The sequence below is a fragment of the Metabacillus sp. RB-C-LZQ-3-1 genome (assembly GCF_058315175.1).
This window is the reverse complement of record NZ_JBZFLI010000024.1, coordinates 1-18,129: the sequence shown is the minus strand read 5'-3', so window position 1 is coordinate 18,129 and position 18,129 is coordinate 1. Positions and strand designations below refer to the sequence as shown.

The following is an 18,129-nucleotide window of genomic DNA, read 5'->3' as shown; positions in this document are numbered from 1 at the left end:
GAATAGAAGACGTTCTTTGTCTTCAATCCATTTGTGGCTTATGACCTCGAGGCAGTTACTTACGGGGCTAGGCGCTAGAGCTAGACACTTTAAGTACAAAATTTTATACTTTCTTATTTTCTTAAAAAACTTGGCTTGTTGCCACGCCTATTGCATAAGCCTTATTTCAGCATAAAATCTTTATACTACCGATGATACAAGTTCCTCTGTTCATTTCTTATCATAATCCGGGTATTTTATTCTTTTTAGGGGTAAATAGTCTAGAAAACACGGTGATTAAGTTTTCAACATAAAAAAAGGCTGGCTAAATATCATCCAAAAAATGAATGAATTTAAGCCAACCTATTGCCGCTATCTATTCTTTATTTATGTTGTTGGGCAAGCTGTGCCTCAGCTAATTCAATCGCCCGCTTAACCATATTTCCTGCATCGCGTGAGCGAATTGCTCCCCAGCCTTCTTCCTTCACGGTATCGTAAAATCCTAGGTCTTTTGCTAATTCATATTTAAAGCTCTCAGACATTATTCCACGACGTCTCGCCATAAAGCAAACACACTTCCCTTCAAAGGATAAGCTTAGAGTTTCCAAAACAGAAAAAGTACTGCGGCATATTTAGTATTTGTATAAATAAAAGAAGGTATGTAAATATGTCATTCACTTCGGTTTTTAGACAAAGAAAAAACAGTAAACATGTGCTGTTTACTGTCCACTAACTGCAAAAGATCCTGTTGTATCTTCAAAAAATGTAAGTTGTACTGTTTCAGTTAAAACATCGGCATAGCTGTAAGATACACGTTCAAACGAGTTTTCATCTTGATCAAGCTCAATAACAAAGACAGATGGATAGGTTTCTGCTAGTACACCACAGCGTTCTATCGTTTTTCTACGACCACCATTAGCTTTAAGAGTTAGTCGTCTGCCAAGATTACCATCCAAGGATTTTTTAATATCCGTTAGAGTTTTTCCCATTGCATCCACCTCACTAAGATTATTATACAACCTTTCGCCTATGTAAGTCAAATAAAATTTAAATTATAACAGTATCTTTTCATCACTGTCAATAAAATATTTTCAACAAAATTCTCATTTGACCCTCATAGTTTAAACGAATCTCATCGCTTTTATGTAAGAATAATGAATGTTTTTTATTTTTTAGGTATGAATGTTCATTTTTATAATATAAAGCAAGTATTTAATAGGGGAAAAAACCGAGAAAATATGAAAATAATGAATATTTTCTTTTCATGTAAAAGATGGAAACCAGTTAAAACAACTAAAATTTAGTCGAAAACAGCAGATGAAATTTTTCATTTAAACATAGAAAAGTCTCGATCGTTTCAGAATGGGATTTTTATGTTTCATTTTAGGATAAAGAAAACCTGGCAATTGGCGGGCATGTAAAGGGCGAAGATAGAGTCCTAGTTGCCCTTATGCTCCATACATTAAATGTCACCACGCGCTCGAATATCCCCCTCGCTGCCAATTTATACTTTCTTAGTATAAAAAATAGCCACTTACATACTTAAAACGTAAGCGGCTATAACTCATTGACTTGTTGGCTTTCTATACGGCATACCTGTTCTAAGGACTCCTCTTGTTTCAACCCCTCCAAGTCCCTTTTCCCTTGTGAGGGTGTTTCGTAAAACATCCCATACATTGATCCGCTCGACAAAAGGTGTGAAGCTGATCTTTGCCACGATATAAACAGGGTCTAGTGCATGAATATTAACTCTAGATGGAGAGCTTGCAAAATTAGCACCTGCCCGGATAAGTGATTCAAAATGTGACTGACATGCTCCGGCAAAGATCACTAGCTGATCAAGATGAGGAACTTTATTTCGTGCTTGTCGTACGGTTTGAACAAAGTGCTTAGAATGCCTATAAGCATTAATATCATCAATGCTTCCTTTATGCTTTGAATAAGCATCATGTCCTGTAACAACTAATATATCTGGTCGATACCGCGTTAAAAGATCTGTAATTTTTTCAGGCATTTCTTTTTCATTTACATGGACACCATTTACAGGTACTCCAATCTTTTCATAAAGTGAGAGGCACTTTTGTAAATAAAGAGGATCTCCATCAACATGAAGAACTCTACCCGGAATGTGAAAAAACTCCTCGTTATGACTATAGCTTGAAGTTGCATAGTATTCCTGTTTTTCTCTAAGTAGCTGGTAGTCCTGTCGAAATAAAAAATATGATTGATCTATTCGTTCTTTTTCTTTTTGTTTTCTCGTATTTTTTTCTGCCTCATCCACGACGACTAAATCATTGCACACTGCATCTGCAATTAGTCTTACTTCATCACCATATAAAATTGCTACCTGCTCTCCGGTAGCAGATATTTTTACGTCTATAACACGAAATAATAAATCTTGATTATATGATTTTCTCGCTACAACATCTCCAATTTTCACTTGCATAATATATCACTCCAATGAATGATTCACCTGTTGTCCTCTCAAGTTTACACAAAACGTCAGGTCCTTTTGGCTAGGGTCCTCATAAAATAGATCCTTTTCTAGCCTATGTAGGTTTTTAAAATTGGTGATATTCTAAAGAAAAACAAAAAAATCTAGGGTTACCCGCAACGAGCTAATCCCTAGATTATGATTATTTATTCACTACTTTAGCTAAGACATCACTTAGCTTAGCAAACTCTTCGATTGAAAGAGATTCCCCTCTTCTTTTGCCATCAATTCCAATTTCAAGAAGAGCCTCTTCAATGCTTAACTTCTGTTCTTTTCCATTAGGTAGATAATGAACAAGATTGTTTAATAATGTTTTTCTTCGTTGAGCAAAACTTGCCCGAACTATTTGAAAGAAGAAATTCTCATCTTCCACTTTGACAATTGGTTCATCTCTAACTAATAAGCGGATGATAGCCGAATCAACATTTGGCTGTGGTACAAAGACTGTTTTTGGTACAGTCATGACCGTTTTTGCTTCTGTATAATATTGTACAGCAATTGAGAGAGATCCATATTCCTTTGTTGAAGGAACAGCTGATATTCGATCGGCTACTTCCTTCTGAAGCATAACAACAATACCCTTTAAAGGGAGTTTATCCTCTAAAAGCTTCATAATAATTGGTGTTGTAACATAATACGGCAAATTGGCTACAACCATGATCTCTTCACAATCATGAAACGAATCCTCAATCGTTTTATGTATATTTGCTTCTAAAACATCTTGATGGATAATCGATACATTTTTATAAGGCTCTAATGTCTCATTAAGAATTGGAAGCAAACGTTGATCAATTTCAAAGGCAACAACACGCTTCGCTCTTCGGGCAAGCTGTTCAGTTAGAGCTCCGATACCTGGCCCAATCTCAATAACACCTGTTTTATCAGTTACATCAGCATGATCAACAATTCTAGAAAGAACATTTGGCTCAATCAAGAAATTTTGACCTAAGCTTTTTTTAAACGAAAACCCGTACTTTTCTAAGATGGCTTTCGTTCGTATTGGAGTTGCTATATCCTTCATCATCACTTGTTTTCCTCCTGCAGGATTTTGTTAATGGCTGTTATATAGTCTTCTCTAGAGATTTGAAACATTTGCAACCTTTTGTGAAGTTGTTTTCCATTTGTATAACCAATTTTTAAAAGTATGCCTAGTTTTTCGCGTCTATCCTTTGCTTTGCTTCCACCTATTAAACCAGCATCAAGCAAATCGTCAAAAGAGATTTCGCTTGTAAACTCCTTCATTTCTTCCTTAACTGCAGAAAGAGCTTGGCGGATTGCATCAATTGAAGCATGCTCAACCCCTATTCCTCTCCCTCTTTTAGGTCTTGCTTCTTCCTTTGGTAAAAATGCATGCTTACAGCCGGGAACTAAGTCTGAAATGGTCTTTCGGATCTTTTCACCGGGAAAATCAGGATCAGTAAATAAAATGACTCCTCGTGTTTGCTGGGCTAATTTAATTTGTTCAATTACACTATCACCTATTGATGACCCATTTGTCTCAATTGTATCTGCATCAACAGCTCTCTTTATAGCTGTCGTATCGTCTTTTCCTTCAACAACGATAATTTCTTTTATTTTCATTATTTCCTCCAAAAAAGTTGAAACTTTTCCCCATGTCATTACGTCATATGTAATAGAGAGATATAAACAGTATACCTTCCTTTTAAAAGGAACAAAAGTGGGTTAAGAAAAGCGCAAGGCGCTTAGCATTCAGCGATAAGCATATGGAGAGTAGGAAATAGATGGTGTCCTTTACCTTCAATTCCTATTTATCTAGGCCCTAGAGCCGATGGCGCCTGGAGCTAGGCACAAAAAACTAAGGATAAAACTTATAAATTCTGATACTAAAATAAAAAACAGAGGATTAAAATCCTCTGTCAAATCTATTCTAAAATTTTAATTTTTACTCTTTTCGAACCCCATCGATAGGCAGCTGATTTTGATGATAAAAACACATCGATTTTGTTCCCTTTAATAGCAGAACCAGTATCAGCAGCAACTGCATATCCATAGCCCTCGACATATACCTTAGTTCCTAAAGGAATAACATTAGGGTCAACAGCAATAACTTTTGCATTTGGATTCGCTCGTAGGTTCATTCCTGTCGCAGTGGTTCCAGAACAGCCATTACAATGTGCTGTATAGGCAGTTGAATTCACATAAAACTCTTTTGAGACAGAATCATTTCCACGGGAAACCGAAGCTGTACTTGTTTGGACAACTTTTGTCCCTAAAGCAACCACTCGATCTTCACTTTTTTGAACTGTTTCAGTTTTTAATAGTTTTCTTGCTACTTCTTGGCCGTTTTCAAGTGTTACTTCATAATGCTTTTCTTGCTTACCTTCTTTTCCTGAGTTGATAACTTTTTGTACGCCCTTTTCAATATTGTCATCTTTCTTTTTTACAACATTGAAGGCGATCGGTTCTTCCACTACATCGGTGACTTTTTCTATTCGGGTTACTGTAACCTTACTCTGTTTAGTTAATTCTTCTGTAAGAGCAGGTTCAACTTTATCTAATTCATTTAATTGAACATCTTGATTCTTTAAAAAGTCAGCGACAGTAGTCGAAGTAGTCCAAACTTGTTGCTTTTCTTCTTCGCCAACATTTAGGGTAATTGGGAATGCTTTATCAATTGTTAGTGACAAATCGTTCTTTATTACTGTATCTAAAGCTGGTTCAATTCGATCATGCTCAGTGACATCAATATTCTCTTGTTGTATCAGTTCTTTAACTGTATCCGCTGTTGTCCAAATTGTCCTTCGTTCATCACCCATTGCAACTTTAATCGGTTTTGCTGCTTTGTAGGTTATTTTCATATCATCTTTTATTTTTTTATTAATTGCAGGTGATATTTCATCTTCTTTTCTAATATTTATTTCACTTTCTTTTAGTAAATCTTCAACTGTGTTTGCATGTGTACGGACTGTTTCTTCTTTTCCGTTTACGGTCAATAAGACAGAGTCTTTTGTTGCCTCATATGTACCGTATGCAGATCCAGAACCTAAAACTATTAAACTAGTAGCTGTAAGGACAAATTTGTTTTTTATTACTTTTTCGGAAAACAGCTTTTTCATATTTTCACTAAAAATGAAAACCGCCTCCTTCTTCCTCGTGGATTATATAGAGTATCTCTCATCTTGTCAACCCTTTGGACGTTGTCTCATTTTTCCAACGTAATCATAATTATGCTTAAAAAGTTGGAAAAAGTGAAGCAAGAGTTATCGACAAAGATATCCTATGAAGAAGTTAAGACATGTAGAACAGAATGATTTTTTCAAAAACTGGACAAGCTCTTGCATAACTCGACAACATTCGTTATCGAGTTATGCCGAATAGCTTCATCGCATTGTCGGATGTTTTTTGAGCAATTTCTTCAAAACTCACTTCTCTTAGCTCAGCAATTTGTTCCGCTACATACTTTACATAACTTGGTTCATTCCGCTTTCCTCTAAATGGATGTGGAGTTAAATAAGGGCAGTCTGTCTCAATTAATAATCGGTCTATTGGAATATCCTTTACAACTTCCTTTGGTTTTTTTGCATTTTTAAAGGTAACAGGTCCACCAAATGAAATATAAAAGTTCATATCCATACATTGCTTAGCCACCTCCAAACTTCCAGTGAAACAATGCATAATGCCGCCTACCTCATATGCATTTTCTTCTTTTAGGATGTTGACTACATCTTCCGTTGCATCACGATTATGAATAATGATTGGGAGTTTCACTTCTTTAGCTAATTGAATTTGTTTGCGAAAAACCTCTTTTTGTTTGTCCTTTGGGGATTTATCCCAATAATAATCTAATCCCATTTCACCTATCGCAACTACTTTTGGGTGTGAAGACAGCTCTTTAATCCATTGCAAATCCTCATCTGTCATATCGATTGCATCAACAGGATGCCACCCCACTGCAGCATAGATCATGTCATACTTTTCTGTAAGTTCCATTGCTCTTTTAATTGTTTCCTTATCAAATCCTACTACAACAATATGTGTAACTTTTTCCAATTTAGCTCTCTCAATTACCTCTTCCAAATCCTCGTCATATTGGATCGCATTTAAATGGGCGTGTGTATCAAAAAGCATCTTTCATACCTCTTTCTTCAATTATATTCGACAAAACCAATTCATGTTTTACAAAATGTTACACGTGAAACATTTTGTTTTTCGTCAACTTTCACCAATTCCTTATCATACAAAAAGTGAGCGTCTCATTTATTAAATAAGACGCTCAGGTAACATTATTTTACTCTTGAACCATTCGGAAGATCTGAATCAACTGTTGCAACAGAGAGTAAATCTCCTTGCGATCCCGCTAAAATCATCCCTTGAGATAATTCACCGCGAAGTTTTACTGGCTTCAGATTAACTACACAGATAACTTTTTTACCTACTAGTTCCTCCGGTTTATAATGTTTCGCTATTCCAGAAACAACTTGTCTTTTTTCATAACCTAAATCTAACTGAATTTTCAACAAACGATCAGCTTTTTTTACTGGCTCTACATGAAGAACTTCTGCTACCCTAAGTTCAACTTTCATGAAGTCATCAATCGTGATTTCTTCCCCTACTTCGGGAGCAGTTTCTTTTTTCTCCTCTTTTTCTACAACTGGAGCAGAACATTTCATCTGTTCTTTAATATAATTCACTTCTTCCTCTACTTCTAATCTTGGGAAGATTGGCGACTGCTTGTTTACTTTTGATTGATCAATTTGACCAAAAGACTCAAGGCTATCCCAACTTTGCAGCTCCTCTTTATGAATACCTAATTGAGTAAAGATTTTATTCGGTGTCTCAGTTAAAAATGGCTTTAATAAAACCGCTGTAATTCGTAAAGATTCAGCCAAGTGAACCATAACGGAAGCCAATTTATCGCGATCTTCTTCATTTTTAGCTAATACCCAAGGCTGAGTTTCATCAATGTATTTATTTGTTCTACTTATAAATTGCCATAATGAAGAAAGTGCAATTGAGAATTCCATATTTTCCATTGCCTCTTCATACTTTTTAATCGTTTCCTGTGAAGCCTTTACAAGTAGATCATCAAATTCTGTGCGACTTCCATTATATGAAGGTATATTTCCCTCAAAATATTTGTCGATCATAGCAACAGTTCGATTTAACAGGTTCCCTAAATCATTTGCTAAATCATAGTTAACTCGATCAATAAATCCTTCTGGAGTAAAGACTCCATCAGAACCAAAAGGTACTTCTCTTAGTAAATAATATCTAAGCGCATCTAAACCATATTTATCAATCAAAGTAACCGGATCCACTACATTTCCTTTAGATTTTGACATTTTACCGTCTTTCATTAAAAGCCAGCCATGAGCAAATACTTTTTTTGGAAGCGGTAAATCTAATGCCATCAGCATAATAGGCCAATAGATTGTATGGAAACGAACAATTTCCTTCCCTACAATATGGACATTTGCCGGCCAGTATTTTTTATATTTTTCATCCTGCTCAGTCCCATATCCAAGTGCAGTAATATAGTTTGAAAGGGCATCAATCCAAACATAGATAACATGCTTGGGATCTCCTGGTACTCTTATTCCCCAATCAAAAGTTGTTCGTGATACAGCTAAATCTTCCAGACCAGGTTTGATAAAGTTATTAATCATTTCATTTTTCCTTGATTCAGGTTGAATGAATTCTGGATTTTCTTCATAGAACGCTAAAAGTCTATCTGCATATTTACTCATCTTAAAGAAATATGATTCTTCTTTAACTAATTCAACTGGATGTCCACTGTCAGGGCTTTTCCCTCCAACAATTTTCCCGTTTTCTTTAATTGGGTCAACAAGCTGAAGCTCAGTATAGAAGGTTTCATCTGGAACAGAATACCAACCTTCATATTCATCTAAATAAATATCACCTTGTTCAACAAGTTTAGCAAAGATTTTTTCTACTACTGCTTTATGTCGATCTTCAGTTGTTCTAATGAAATCATCATATGATATATCCATTTTCTCCCACAGATCTTTTATTCCCGATACTATTCCATCAACATATTCCTGTGGTGTTATGTTGCTTTCTTCCGCTTTTCTTTGAATTTTTTGTCCGTGTTCATCTGTACCTGTTAAATACATAACATCAAAGCCGCGCATACGCTTATAACGAGCCATTGCATCACCTGCTACGGTCGTATAGGCATGTCCTATATGTAACTTTCCACTCGGATAATAGATCGGAGTTGTAATATAAAATGTCTTTTGATTAATTTCCATTGTATAACCTCCTCAAACTAACAATTAATTAGAAAAGCACAAGGCGCTTTTCATTTGGCGACAAGCATAAGGCTAGCAGGAAAAGAAAGTATTCTTTGCCATCAATTCATATTGACCAGACCCTAGAGGCAGTCAAAATCGCGACGTTAATCTCCATGACTGCACTTGCACATCCTGTTCTTCGCCGATGGCGCCTAGAGCTAGATACTAAAACTTATAAAATTTTATACTTTCTTACCTTTTGAAAAAGTACCCGGCAAGTCATCAAAAACGCCCTCGCCCCAAAGGACGAGAGCGATAAGAAACCATTAACCTTTATGCTATTCAATACCCTAGTCCAAAAGGTACTTCAGGTACTATTATGTAATCTTAAGATTATTGATCAATAAGTATCCCTTACTAACCTAACCATCTCAAACTTTTTCATACTCTTAATGATACCATCTTAGCCTCTAATATCAAGAATATATACCTAAAGTTTTAACATTTCTGTGATTCGACATATAGATTTAATCTTTGTCGAAAAAACAAGGGTATATGTCGAATTCATATTAGTTATATTTTGAAAAAAAGTATGTGATTTACATATTTTATTTTCCATTAATAGGTTTTATATACATAATTTATGGGTATTTAATAAATGAAATCCTTTTATATTAAGGTTTGTATAACAGCACCTATTTTTTTACATGGAAAAAACAATAAAAATGATTGACGTTTATTGGAAACACTGATATGCTTAAAAAAGCAAAGATTTTGTCGAATATTGACGAAGTATAATAAAAAAATATAAATATATATATAATTGAGAGGAGATTACTTAAAATTATGAAATCTACTGGAATTGTACGTAAAGTTGATGAATTAGGTCGTGTGGTTATTCCTATTGAATTACGCCGTACTTTAGGTATTGCTGAAAAGGATGCTTTAGAAATCTACGTTGATGATGATAAAATTATCCTTAAAAAATACAAACCAAATATGACTTGCCAAATTACTGGTGAAGTTTCTGATGATAACCTTGCTTTAGCTAATGGTAAATTAGTTTTAAGCCGCGAAGGTGCAGAACAAATTTTAGCTGAAATCAAAAATCAATTAGTAAATAAGTAAGTTTTAAGGGATCATTTTTGATCCCTTTTTTGTTTAAAAATTATTCTATATGGTATGCCTGGTAAATATCTCTTTTTTGAACATTTCGATCTGTAGCTACCTTTTTTATAGCCTCTTTTGAGGATAACCCCTCATTTATGTAGTATTCAACATGTTCTTTCACACCTAATGCATCCCACCAAATATCTTTATCATCTATTAATTCTTCTTTTGATCCTTCAACAATAATACAAAATTCCCCACGAATTTCATTGTTTTCAGACCATGCTATGATATCTTCAATATTCCCTCTAATAAATTCCTCAAACTTCTTCGTCAATTCTCTCGATAAACAAATGGAACGATTCCCTAAGCTTTCAAGCATTAATTGAAGTGTTTCTTTTAGACGATGTGGTGACTCATATAAAATAAATGTTTCTTTCCGAGTACTTAATGCAGTTAATTGGTTTCTTTTTTCTTTCTTTTGGCGATCTAAAAATCCGAAAAAATAAAAGGGCTGTGGTGTAATTCCAGAAGCAATAAGCGCTGTTAACGCAGCATTAGCACCTGGTAAAGGGATAACCTTTGCACCTGATTCTAACACTTGCAGCACTAGTTCGCTTCCAGGATCTGATATTGTCGGCATTCCCGCATCACTGATTAAAGCAACACTCTTATTTTGCTGTAAATACTCAATGATCTTTTGCCCACTTGTCTCTTTATTATGTTCATGATAACTAAAGATAGGCGTATCAATCTCAAAGTGGTTACATAATTTTTTGGATTGACGCGTATCTTCCGCAGCAATAAGGTCCACTTCCTTCAAAACCTTAATCGCTCGAAAGGTCATATCTTCTAAATTACCAATTGGTGTTGGCACCAAATATAAATCCCCTACATCATTTCCATCCAGAACAAAGCTTTTTTGGGTATGTAGCATATTCCTTTCACCTGCCTTCTATATACATTTGTTTCTTTTTCTTTGAGAACTTTTTGAACTTGATTTCCATTCTTAATGCTTCACTTTTCGAATCAAATTTTTCAGAGTATAAAAGTTTTACAGGGGTTCTCCCTCTTGTATATTTTGCCCCTTTCCCACTGTTATGATTATGCAAACGTCTTTCGATATCTACTGTATAGCCGGCATAGTAGCTTCCATCACTACACTCTAATACATAAAAATAGTGAGCCTCTTTTTCCATCTATTCTACTCCTACATATATTGGTGCCCTTTTAATCATTATCCTCTTCTTTTCCATATAAAATCTCTCTAATAACTGGTGTATACTCGTGATTCTCGTCATATACAAAGATAGGAGGCAGTAATTTTAAATCCGCTTGGCCTCCTTTAATTCCTTCAATTAAGACCGTATTCGCTTCTTTTCCTTGCTTTGGATAGACAAATTGCAATCTTTTTGGCTCAATTCCATATTTCCTCATGAACTCAACAAGATCAACTAATCGTCCTGGTCTATGAACAATAGCAACCTTTCCACCTTGCTTGACAAGCTGACTGCTAACCCTGATAACATCTTCTAATGTACATAGAATTTCATGTCTCGCAATCGCCAAATGTTCATTGATATTTTGTTTATCTTTCTGCGGTGTTTTGAAATAAGGTGGATTACAAGTAACTACATCAAATTTCCCAAGTCCTAATTCCTTTGGCATATCCTTTAAATCAGCGTGAATAAGCTTAATTTGTTGGTCCAACCTGTTATATTGGACACTTCTGACCGCCATATTGTAGAGTCTTTCTTGAATTTCAACACCAATAATATTGCCTTTTGTTCTTGTACTAAGAATAAGCGGAACAATACCATTTCCTGTACATAGATCAATTATATTCCCCTTTTGAATAGGCATATAAGCAAATCTGGATAATAACACGGCATCTAATGAAAAAGAAAAAACTGACGGACTTTGGATAATTCTTAAATTCTCAGCTAATAAATAATCTAACCTCTCATCTCCAATTAACTTAACCATAGTTCTTTTCTCCTTTAACAATTAGAAAAGCGCAAGCGCCTTGACCAGCCTAGAGCAAATAAGACGATTTGGAATAGAAGGTGTTCTTTGCCTTCAATTCCAGATTGGCTTATGACCTCGGGGGCTAGGCGCTGGAGCTAGACACCTAAACTAAGTATAAAATAAATTTCATACTTTCTTACCTTTAACAAAAGCGCAATCACTAAATGGCAAAAAAAGACTGACACATAACATGCGGTTTCGGTCTTTTTGGACACAACCAGTATGAGTCAGTTCTATTATTTCTTATTTAGGAATGATAAGCAAAATAAACAATCTCCATCTTTACGAATACTTCCATAATGTAGATTACATATATGAAAGCCTTCTTGATAAAGCCTCGCTAAATTATCGTACCCCTCACCTATATCAACCTGCTGATTTGGCTTCTTTTGCTGTTTATCCTTCGCCTTTGTCTTTTTTATTTTTGTTGAGCTTTTCGTATCAGTCATTGTTGAATCTAATCTTCGGCGAAGGTTCTCATTTTCGATTTGTAAGTGATGATTTTCTTCAATGAGTTCTCCTAAATGTTGCTTAAGTTCACCTAATTGAGTATATAAAGATCCTATTTGTTCCTCCATACTACTAACAGATTCAAATATTTCCTTTTTATCCACTTGTTCCACCTCATCAATCTGTGGATTGCATTGGAACTACGCCTTCTTTCTGCAATTCATCCCAAGTGTATTCAACCACGCGTTCTTGCTCCACAAGGTTTACCTGTAGAATCTTTTCTAATATATTTAAACCGACCACTTTTCCTAACCCATTAGGAGTCCCAATCATTTCTCCTAAATCAGGAAGTTGTTCTTTGGCAGATTCATATTCATCATTCTCATACTTCAGACAACACATTAATCTTCCACATAAACCCGAAATTTTCGTTGGATTTAACGATAAATTTTGGTCCTTTGCCATCTTTATTGATACAGGTTCAAAATCTCCAAGGAATGTAGAGCAACATAACATACGGCCACAAGGGCCTATACCACCCAGCATTTTTGCTTCATCCCGAACACCGATTTGGCGAAGCTCTATCCTTGTTTTAAAAATCGCAGCTAAATCTTTGACAAGCTCTCTAAAGTCAACACGCCCATCTGCTGTAAAATAGAAAATGACTTTGTTTCGATCAAATGTATATTCTACATCAACGAGCTTCATATCAAGACCATGCTCTGAAACCTTTTTCTGGCACACATGATATGCTTCAGATGCAGCCTCCTGATTTTCTTGAACCATTAACCGATCCTTTTCATCAGCCAAACGAATAACTTTTTTCAGAGGTAGAACAACATCGTTTTCCTCCACTTTTTTATTATTTAAGACGACTTTACCATACTCAATCCCTCTTATTGTTTCCACTATGACAAAAGCGTCATCCTCTATTTGAAGACCATTTGGGTCGAAATAATATATTTTGCCCGCTTTTTTAAAGCGAACTCCTACAACATTATACAAACTTATCCCTCCTGCAATGTTAAAACCAATTGTTCCATTAATAATTGTGGATTTACATTGGCATGAAGCCGTTTCTTAGCTTCTAATATAGAAGTTACCTTCTCAGTCACACTTCTTTGAGTTATTTGAAGGGCATGCTGTTTAATTTGCTGAATGATGTCCTGATAGATCACATGTTCATCATTTCCTAATTGAACAGATAAGACATCCTTATATATATATAATAACAAGTCTAACCCTGTTTCTTGTTTTTCCTTATCGTTAAAATAATTCATCCACTCAGTGTGTATATACAAAGGTGCCTGTCCTTTCCGAGTGGTGAGGATTTCATATAATTTTATCACTTTCAATCTAGCCTGCGCAAACCAATCATCTTTTGACATGTCAAAAGCCGCCTCTGTGTCGTTCGTTAATTGTGACACTAATGAAGCAATATGTGGTGGTATATCAGAATTTATCAATGTTTGTTCAATTGCTTTTGGCTGCAATGGCTGGAAGGATAGCAACTGACATCTAGATAGAATTGTATTCAACATTTTATGATACTGTTCAGTTATAAGAATTGCAATTGTATTGGCATTTGGTTCTTCTAAAAACTTAAGCAGGCTGTTTGCTGCATTTACTGTCATTTTATCTGCGTGAACAATCATATAAAGTTTTTTATTCGATTCTACCCCTGACTTTGAAAATTCCTCTTGCAGCGCCTGAATTTGTCCTTTTTTAATAGAAAGCCCGTCAGGTTCTACAAGGTGTACATCCGGATGATTACCCGATTGTATTCTTTTGCAATTTCTGCAATTTTCACAGGGCTCATAGTTTTGAAGATTTTCACAAAAGAAGCTTTTTGCTAAAAGAATCCCCACTTCTTTTTTACCTGTACCTTTTTTTCCCTCAAAAAGGTAGGCATGTGCCAGCCGGTCCTTCATGATACTATTCGTTAATAGCTTCATAACCCTCGGCTGATATGAACTTAATGTATTCCAATTTTTTGTCATACTCTTCACTCTCTACGTATAAAGGTTAATAAGTAATCCCTTAACCTCACCTATTTTTGCAAGAATATCTATCGTCGAATTTTCCTTGCTAACAATCTCATCTGCTAACTGTACAAGTGATTCATCAACCAGCTCAATTATTTTTAATGATCGACTATTCCCATTAAAATCCCAGCTTCTTGATTGTTTCATATTCATGCCGAATTCAACAGCTTCATGAATAAATTTCTTCACTAAAAGCTTATATTTTGAAAGGTCACTGAAGTTTCTGGACTTTGCTAATCTTCGTCCAGCACTATCAATATCCACTAACAATTTATTCAGCTGTTCATGTTGAAGCTTGCTTCCTTGTTTAACGATTAAATCATGGAATCCTTTTGTAGACGCTTGAGCGACCTTTTGCTCCAATCCCCTCTTGTCCATCATTGATCTAATATCTTGACTAATTTTCATCCCTTACCTCCATGGCATAAACGCCATTTAGATGATTTTATTAAAATTGATGAAACTGCTCGACAGGAAGAACAAATACAGTTGCTCCGCCTACCTCAACTTCAACAGGATATGGAATAAAAGAATCAGCATTACCACCCATTGGTGATACAGGAGCAACAAGCTGATCTCTTGATTTACAATTATCCTTAATGATTTGCAAAGCCTTATCCACCCGTATATCTTCTGTCCCTATCATAAATGTTGTATTGCCAGATTTTAAAAATCCACCTGAACTTGATAATTTAGTAACGCGGAAATTATGCTCAGTAAGGGCATTCAATAATTTGTTACTATCTTGATCTTGTACAACCACAATAATTAACTTCATATAAAGAAGCCTCCTTTTATTGTAACATGTTCAATTAAGTGAATCATTGCACGTTTAATGGTAATTTTATGTTAACGTAAAATAAGAAAAGCGCAAGCGCCTTGACCAGCCTAGGGCAAGTAAGTATAACCTCGAAGGTAGTAACTTACGCGACGTCCTGTCCCAACGACTGCACTTGCACATCCTGTGCTTCGGAGCTGAACAAACAAAACTTATAAATTTTGTTATTCTTAAAAAGAAATCACTTTTTTTAATGTAACCTTCACATCTTCTACAACTTCCTCAAGCGATTTTTCAGCATCAATGATAATAATTCTATCAGGAAACATGCTGATTACTTGTTCATACCCTTCCTGGACTTTTTGATGGAATGATAAGTCCTCTAAGTCAAGGCGGTTCTTCTCTCGTTCTGAACTCTTTGTAATCCTTTGTAAGCCAATCTTTGGATCTATTTTAAAATAAAATGTTAGATCTGGCATCACTCCATTAATAGCAAACTCATTTATTGATAATACTTCTTTTATTCCTAATCCCCTTGCATACCCTTGGTATGCAAGGGAACTATCGATAAAACGATCGCAAAAGACGATTTTTCCATTCTCTATTGCGGGAACAACTCTTTCCACGAGATGTTGTCTTCTTGCTGCCGCATATAATAATGCCTCTGTTCGCGGATCCATCTCAGTATGTTCTTTATTCAAAATGACTTCACGTATTTTTTCAGAAATGTGTATTCCACCTGGTTCTCTTGTGAAAACTATTTCCTTCTTTGTTCCATTTAATTCTTTCATTAACATTTCAAGCACAGAGGTTTTTCCTGCTCCCTCCGGCCCTTCAAATGTGATAAATTTACCCTTCAAAAAGATTCACCTTCTATTCATAAATATACTTAATTTCCCGTTCTTAATATGATTGTCTCCTTGAATGTTTACACCCAATTCAAGCATCTCTTTTATCTTTTGAATTAAATCAGTTGATATTTTTTCACCGACCATAATAAGAGGAATTCCAGGGGGATATGGAATAATAGCTTCTGCAGAATAGTAACCGGCTGCTTCATCTAATTCCACTATCCTTTTTTTATATTTTTTTATCTGTGAGTAAGGAATATCTAAAGATTGTATACTTTCCTCTTCCTGTTCCAATAACTTAAATTGTTCTTGTCTTTCAAGTTCAGGTCTTTCCATATCAAAACTAATATTTTTAAACTTATTTATTATATAAGTACTAGCAGCAAGTGGTAATATACATAAACAATGGTCAGAATTGGCTAACTCTACAAAGATATTATTTGCTTCAAAAATCTCTTGTAATTGATAGCCTGATAATGTATTTGTCGATCTTATTGTTAGCTTTAATGGATCGCTTTGAACAAGCGGATCACTTGATTCAATAACCTCTATGCCCCTTATAGAGTCCAGGTATGCTTTAACCGTTTGGACTGATTCAATAATATCTTCCTGTTTCTTTTCTTCGATTATTTCCTTTAAATAGGCACGTGCTAAATCTAAAGAAGCCATGATTGGATAAGATGGACTACTACTTTGAAGCATAGAAAGATAGGTTTCTACTGTTTCTTGATTAATATAGTCACTGTTAAGATGTAGGAACGAGCCCATTGTCATCGCTGGTAAAGTTTTATGTGCTGAATGAATGACAATATCCGCACCAGCCTCAACAGCAGATAAAGGAAACCTATCACCGATAATAAAGTGAGCTCCATGTGCTTCATCAACAAGCACTGGAATTCCATGTTCGTGTGCATATGCAATGATCTCTTTTAGATTGACGGATAGACCATAATAGTTCGGATTCGTTAAAATTAGCACTTTTGCATTTGGGAAGAGAGTTATTGCCTTTTTTATCGTTTCAAATTCAATATAACTTGGAACACGATACTCTGCATCTAATTTGGGTGCTAAAAAGATCGGTTTCACTCCAGCAAGCTGTAACCCATTCATAATGGATTTATGAGAATTTCGCTGAACTAGCACCTCATCACCTTCCTGGCAGGTTGATAAAATCATTGCTAAATTCCCAACAGTTGAACCATTTACTAAAAAATATGAATGTCTAACTCCATATAAGTTTGCTGTAAGCTGTTGTGCTTTTAGGATGACATCCTGTGGGTGGTGTAAATCATCTAACCCTGTTAATTCTGTCACATCTATATGTAAAATATCTTTATAGAGATGTTTTGCTTCTTTTAAAAAAACTGCTCCATTTTTATGTCCAGGTACATGTAAAGATAAAGGGTCATCTTTAGCATGTTTTAATAAAGCAGAATAAAGAGGCGTTTCCATCATGAAATCAACGTCCTTTTTTATGGTTAAAATCATTATAACAATATCTAACTTACTGAGTATATATAGATTCATCATATAGTATAAACTATAGAATAGTTTTACTGCTTTTTTGTAAGACCAGGTAATTTTTTTGATATATTAAGAGTATCCTTGTGTATCATAAAAATGATTTTTTATAAAAAAAAGACTGATTTTAATCAGCCTTAGGATTTATGAATAAAGTGGTGAGTTTTTAACTATTCTTAACTTTTCTAAGTAATATTGATATTTAGGATCAGACGTTTGCGTACTTGTCATTTCTTTCTCACATTCTATACAAATAAAACTTGTATAAAGATGAATTCCTGTATCTTTTTTCTTATCACATATAATACACGTTTCCCCAAGAGACTTTTGCGTACTGCTTGAATTCAAAATCTCCACCTCCATACTTTTATTCTTACCAAAAAGTATTATTGTATACACAATTTTGAATTTAAATAAATTAATTTCAATTACAATATGCCTCGATTTTTATTTCGTGCTTGTTTATTCTCCCTATATGTAGCACCTAATTGATTATTAACTTGGTGATGGTATTCTCCCCACACACTGGCGCTTTCCCTCCACTGCTCAGGCTATATCCCATGATTATTTTTCTACCCTTCTGTTTAGTATCTTCCATACTTGAGTTTTTTCTTACCATACCATACCATCTGGTATCATCGGTATATGCGTTCTTTCA

At 35.0% G+C, this 18,129-nt stretch carries 20 protein-coding genes; 1 reads left to right on the top strand and 19 read right to left on the bottom strand.

Features of this window, described 5'->3' with window-relative positions; translation table 11 throughout:
* Positions 1 to 362: 362 nt before the first annotated feature.
* The 8 genes from AC4GZ8_RS23405 to metG all read right to left on the bottom strand — a co-directional run bounded on the left by AC4GZ8_RS23405 (position 363) and on the right by metG (position 8,706).
* Positions 363 to 542, bottom strand: coding sequence for a small, acid-soluble spore protein, alpha/beta type (locus tag AC4GZ8_RS23405; RefSeq protein WP_491084292.1), 180 nt, complete (start codon positions 540 to 542; stop codon positions 363 to 365).
* 156 nt (positions 543 to 698) lie between these two features.
* A complete protein-coding gene (veg, locus tag AC4GZ8_RS23400; RefSeq protein ID WP_026562427.1) occupies positions 699 to 968 on the bottom strand; it encodes a biofilm formation stimulator Veg in 270 nt (89 codons plus the stop codon).
* Between the two features lie 575 nt (positions 969 to 1,543).
* A complete protein-coding gene (gene yabG, locus AC4GZ8_RS23395) occupies positions 1,544 to 2,425 on the bottom strand; it encodes a sporulation peptidase YabG (RefSeq protein ID WP_491084291.1) in 882 nt (293 codons plus the stop codon).
* A gap of 190 nt (positions 2,426 to 2,615) precedes the next feature.
* Positions 2,616 to 3,497, bottom strand: coding sequence for a 16S rRNA (adenine(1518)-N(6)/adenine(1519)-N(6))-dimethyltransferase RsmA (gene rsmA, locus AC4GZ8_RS23390; RefSeq protein ID WP_491084290.1), 882 nt, complete (start codon positions 3,495 to 3,497; stop codon positions 2,616 to 2,618).
* Positions 3,497 to 4,054 carry a ribonuclease M5 gene (rnmV, locus tag AC4GZ8_RS23385; RefSeq protein ID WP_491084289.1) on the bottom strand — a complete coding sequence of 186 codons (558 nt, stop codon included), beginning with the start codon at positions 4,052 to 4,054 and terminating at the stop codon, positions 3,497 to 3,499. The genes rsmA and rnmV overlap by 1 nt, the downstream gene beginning before the upstream one ends.
* A 302-nt stretch (positions 4,055 to 4,356) precedes the next feature.
* Positions 4,357 to 5,550 (bottom strand): ubiquitin-like domain-containing protein, encoded by a 1,194-nt coding sequence (locus AC4GZ8_RS23380; RefSeq protein ID WP_491084288.1) that lies wholly within the window; start codon positions 5,548 to 5,550, stop codon positions 4,357 to 4,359.
* A 241-nt stretch (positions 5,551 to 5,791) separates the two neighbouring features.
* Positions 5,792 to 6,562: a TatD family hydrolase gene (locus AC4GZ8_RS23375; protein ID WP_491084287.1), complete on the bottom strand. Its 771-nt coding sequence runs from the start codon at positions 6,560 to 6,562 to the stop codon at positions 5,792 to 5,794.
* Between the two features lie 155 nt (positions 6,563 to 6,717).
* The gene (gene metG / locus AC4GZ8_RS23370; protein ID WP_491084286.1) at positions 6,718 to 8,706 is read right to left on the bottom strand and encodes a methionine--tRNA ligase; all 1,989 of its coding nucleotides are present in this window, start codon (positions 8,704 to 8,706) and stop codon (positions 6,718 to 6,720) included.
* 828 nt (positions 8,707 to 9,534) lie between these two features.
* On the opposite strand from metG, the gene abrB reads away from it, so the two are divergent.
* Entirely contained in the window at positions 9,535 to 9,816 is a 282-nt protein-coding gene (abrB, locus tag AC4GZ8_RS23365) for a transition state genes transcriptional regulator AbrB (RefSeq protein WP_491084285.1), read from the top strand.
* Positions 9,817 to 9,856: 40 nt separating this feature from the next.
* Here abrB and rsmI read toward each other — a convergent pair whose 3' ends face one another.
* From rsmI to AC4GZ8_RS23310, 11 genes are all read right to left on the bottom strand, one after another.
* The gene (gene rsmI / locus AC4GZ8_RS23360; protein WP_491084284.1) at positions 9,857 to 10,735 is read right to left on the bottom strand and encodes a 16S rRNA (cytidine(1402)-2'-O)-methyltransferase; all 879 of its coding nucleotides are present in this window, start codon (positions 10,733 to 10,735) and stop codon (positions 9,857 to 9,859) included.
* Positions 10,736 to 10,742: 7 nt separating this feature from the next.
* Positions 10,743 to 10,997, bottom strand: a complete 255-nt coding sequence (locus AC4GZ8_RS23355) for a GIY-YIG nuclease family protein (RefSeq protein ID WP_491084283.1) — start codon at positions 10,995 to 10,997, stop codon at positions 10,743 to 10,745.
* A 31-nt stretch (positions 10,998 to 11,028) separates the two neighbouring features.
* Positions 11,029 to 11,784 (bottom strand): tRNA1(Val) (adenine(37)-N6)-methyltransferase, encoded by a 756-nt coding sequence (locus AC4GZ8_RS23350; RefSeq protein ID WP_491084282.1) that lies wholly within the window; start codon positions 11,782 to 11,784, stop codon positions 11,029 to 11,031.
* A 278-nt stretch (positions 11,785 to 12,062) separates the two neighbouring features.
* Positions 12,063 to 12,440, bottom strand: a complete 378-nt coding sequence (yabA, locus tag AC4GZ8_RS23345) for a DNA replication initiation control protein YabA (protein ID WP_491084281.1) — start codon at positions 12,438 to 12,440, stop codon at positions 12,063 to 12,065.
* Between the two features lie 13 nt (positions 12,441 to 12,453).
* On the bottom strand, positions 12,454 to 13,281 hold the full coding sequence (gene ricT / locus AC4GZ8_RS23340; protein ID WP_491084280.1) for a competence/sporulation regulator complex protein RicT: 828 nt from the start codon (positions 13,279 to 13,281) through the stop codon (positions 12,454 to 12,456).
* Between the two features lie 2 nt (positions 13,282 to 13,283).
* The gene (holB, locus tag AC4GZ8_RS23335) at positions 13,284 to 14,276 is read right to left on the bottom strand and encodes a DNA polymerase III subunit delta' (protein WP_491084279.1); all 993 of its coding nucleotides are present in this window, start codon (positions 14,274 to 14,276) and stop codon (positions 13,284 to 13,286) included.
* Positions 14,277 to 14,288: 12 nt separating this feature from the next.
* Positions 14,289 to 14,729, bottom strand: a complete 441-nt coding sequence (locus AC4GZ8_RS23330) for a YaaR family protein (RefSeq protein ID WP_491084278.1) — start codon at positions 14,727 to 14,729, stop codon at positions 14,289 to 14,291.
* Between the two features lie 40 nt (positions 14,730 to 14,769).
* A complete protein-coding gene (gene darA / locus AC4GZ8_RS23325; RefSeq protein ID WP_026562442.1) occupies positions 14,770 to 15,099 on the bottom strand; it encodes a cyclic di-AMP receptor DarA in 330 nt (109 codons plus the stop codon).
* Positions 15,100 to 15,329: 230 nt separating this feature from the next.
* The gene (tmk, locus tag AC4GZ8_RS23320; RefSeq protein WP_491084277.1) at positions 15,330 to 15,959 is read right to left on the bottom strand and encodes a dTMP kinase; all 630 of its coding nucleotides are present in this window, start codon (positions 15,957 to 15,959) and stop codon (positions 15,330 to 15,332) included.
* A gap of 6 nt (positions 15,960 to 15,965) precedes the next feature.
* On the bottom strand, positions 15,966 to 17,402 hold the full coding sequence (locus tag AC4GZ8_RS23315; RefSeq protein WP_491084328.1) for an aminotransferase class I/II-fold pyridoxal phosphate-dependent enzyme: 1,437 nt from the start codon (positions 17,400 to 17,402) through the stop codon (positions 15,966 to 15,968).
* A 213-nt stretch (positions 17,403 to 17,615) separates the two neighbouring features.
* On the bottom strand, positions 17,616 to 17,828 hold the full coding sequence (locus tag AC4GZ8_RS23310) for a sigma factor G inhibitor Gin (RefSeq protein ID WP_491084327.1): 213 nt from the start codon (positions 17,826 to 17,828) through the stop codon (positions 17,616 to 17,618).
* Between the last annotated feature and the right edge of the window lie 301 nt (positions 17,829 to 18,129).

Excerpts from the sequence above, each read along its gene's own strand:
- AC4GZ8_RS23405 (WP_491084292.1), bottom strand. The coding sequence starts at position 542 with ATGGCGAGACGTCGTGGAATAATGTCTGAGAGCTTTAAATATGAATTA.
- veg (WP_026562427.1), bottom strand. The coding sequence starts at position 968 with ATGGGAAAAACTCTAACGGATATTAAAAAATCCTTGGATGGTAATCTT.
- yabG (WP_491084291.1), bottom strand. The coding sequence starts at position 2,425 with ATGCAAGTGAAAATTGGAGATGTTGTAGCGAGAAAATCATATAATCAA.
- rsmA (WP_491084290.1), bottom strand. The coding sequence starts at position 3,497 with ATGATGAAGGATATAGCAACTCCAATACGAACGAAAGCCATCTTAGAA.
- rnmV (WP_491084289.1), bottom strand. The coding sequence starts at position 4,054 with ATGAAAATAAAAGAAATTATCGTTGTTGAAGGAAAAGACGATACGACA.
- AC4GZ8_RS23380 (WP_491084288.1), bottom strand. The coding sequence starts at position 5,550 with ATGAAAAAGCTGTTTTCCGAAAAAGTAATAAAAAACAAATTTGTCCTT.
- AC4GZ8_RS23375 (WP_491084287.1), bottom strand. The coding sequence starts at position 6,562 with ATGCTTTTTGATACACACGCCCATTTAAATGCGATCCAATATGACGAG.
- metG (WP_491084286.1), bottom strand. The coding sequence starts at position 8,706 with ATGGAAATTAATCAAAAGACATTTTATATTACAACTCCGATCTATTAT.
- abrB (WP_491084285.1), top strand. The coding sequence starts at position 9,535 with ATGAAATCTACTGGAATTGTACGTAAAGTTGATGAATTAGGTCGTGTG.
- rsmI (WP_491084284.1), bottom strand. The coding sequence starts at position 10,735 with ATGCTACATACCCAAAAAAGCTTTGTTCTGGATGGAAATGATGTAGGG.
- AC4GZ8_RS23355 (WP_491084283.1), bottom strand. The coding sequence starts at position 10,997 with ATGGAAAAAGAGGCTCACTATTTTTATGTATTAGAGTGTAGTGATGGA.
- AC4GZ8_RS23350 (WP_491084282.1), bottom strand. The coding sequence starts at position 11,784 with ATGGTTAAGTTAATTGGAGATGAGAGGTTAGATTATTTATTAGCTGAG.
- holB (WP_491084279.1), bottom strand. The coding sequence starts at position 14,276 with ATGACAAAAAATTGGAATACATTAAGTTCATATCAGCCGAGGGTTATG.
- AC4GZ8_RS23330 (WP_491084278.1), bottom strand. The coding sequence starts at position 14,729 with ATGAAAATTAGTCAAGATATTAGATCAATGATGGACAAGAGGGGATTG.
- darA (WP_026562442.1), bottom strand. The coding sequence starts at position 15,099 with ATGAAGTTAATTATTGTGGTTGTACAAGATCAAGATAGTAACAAATTA.
- AC4GZ8_RS23315 (WP_491084328.1), bottom strand. The coding sequence starts at position 17,402 with ATGGAAACGCCTCTTTATTCTGCTTTATTAAAACATGCTAAAGATGAC.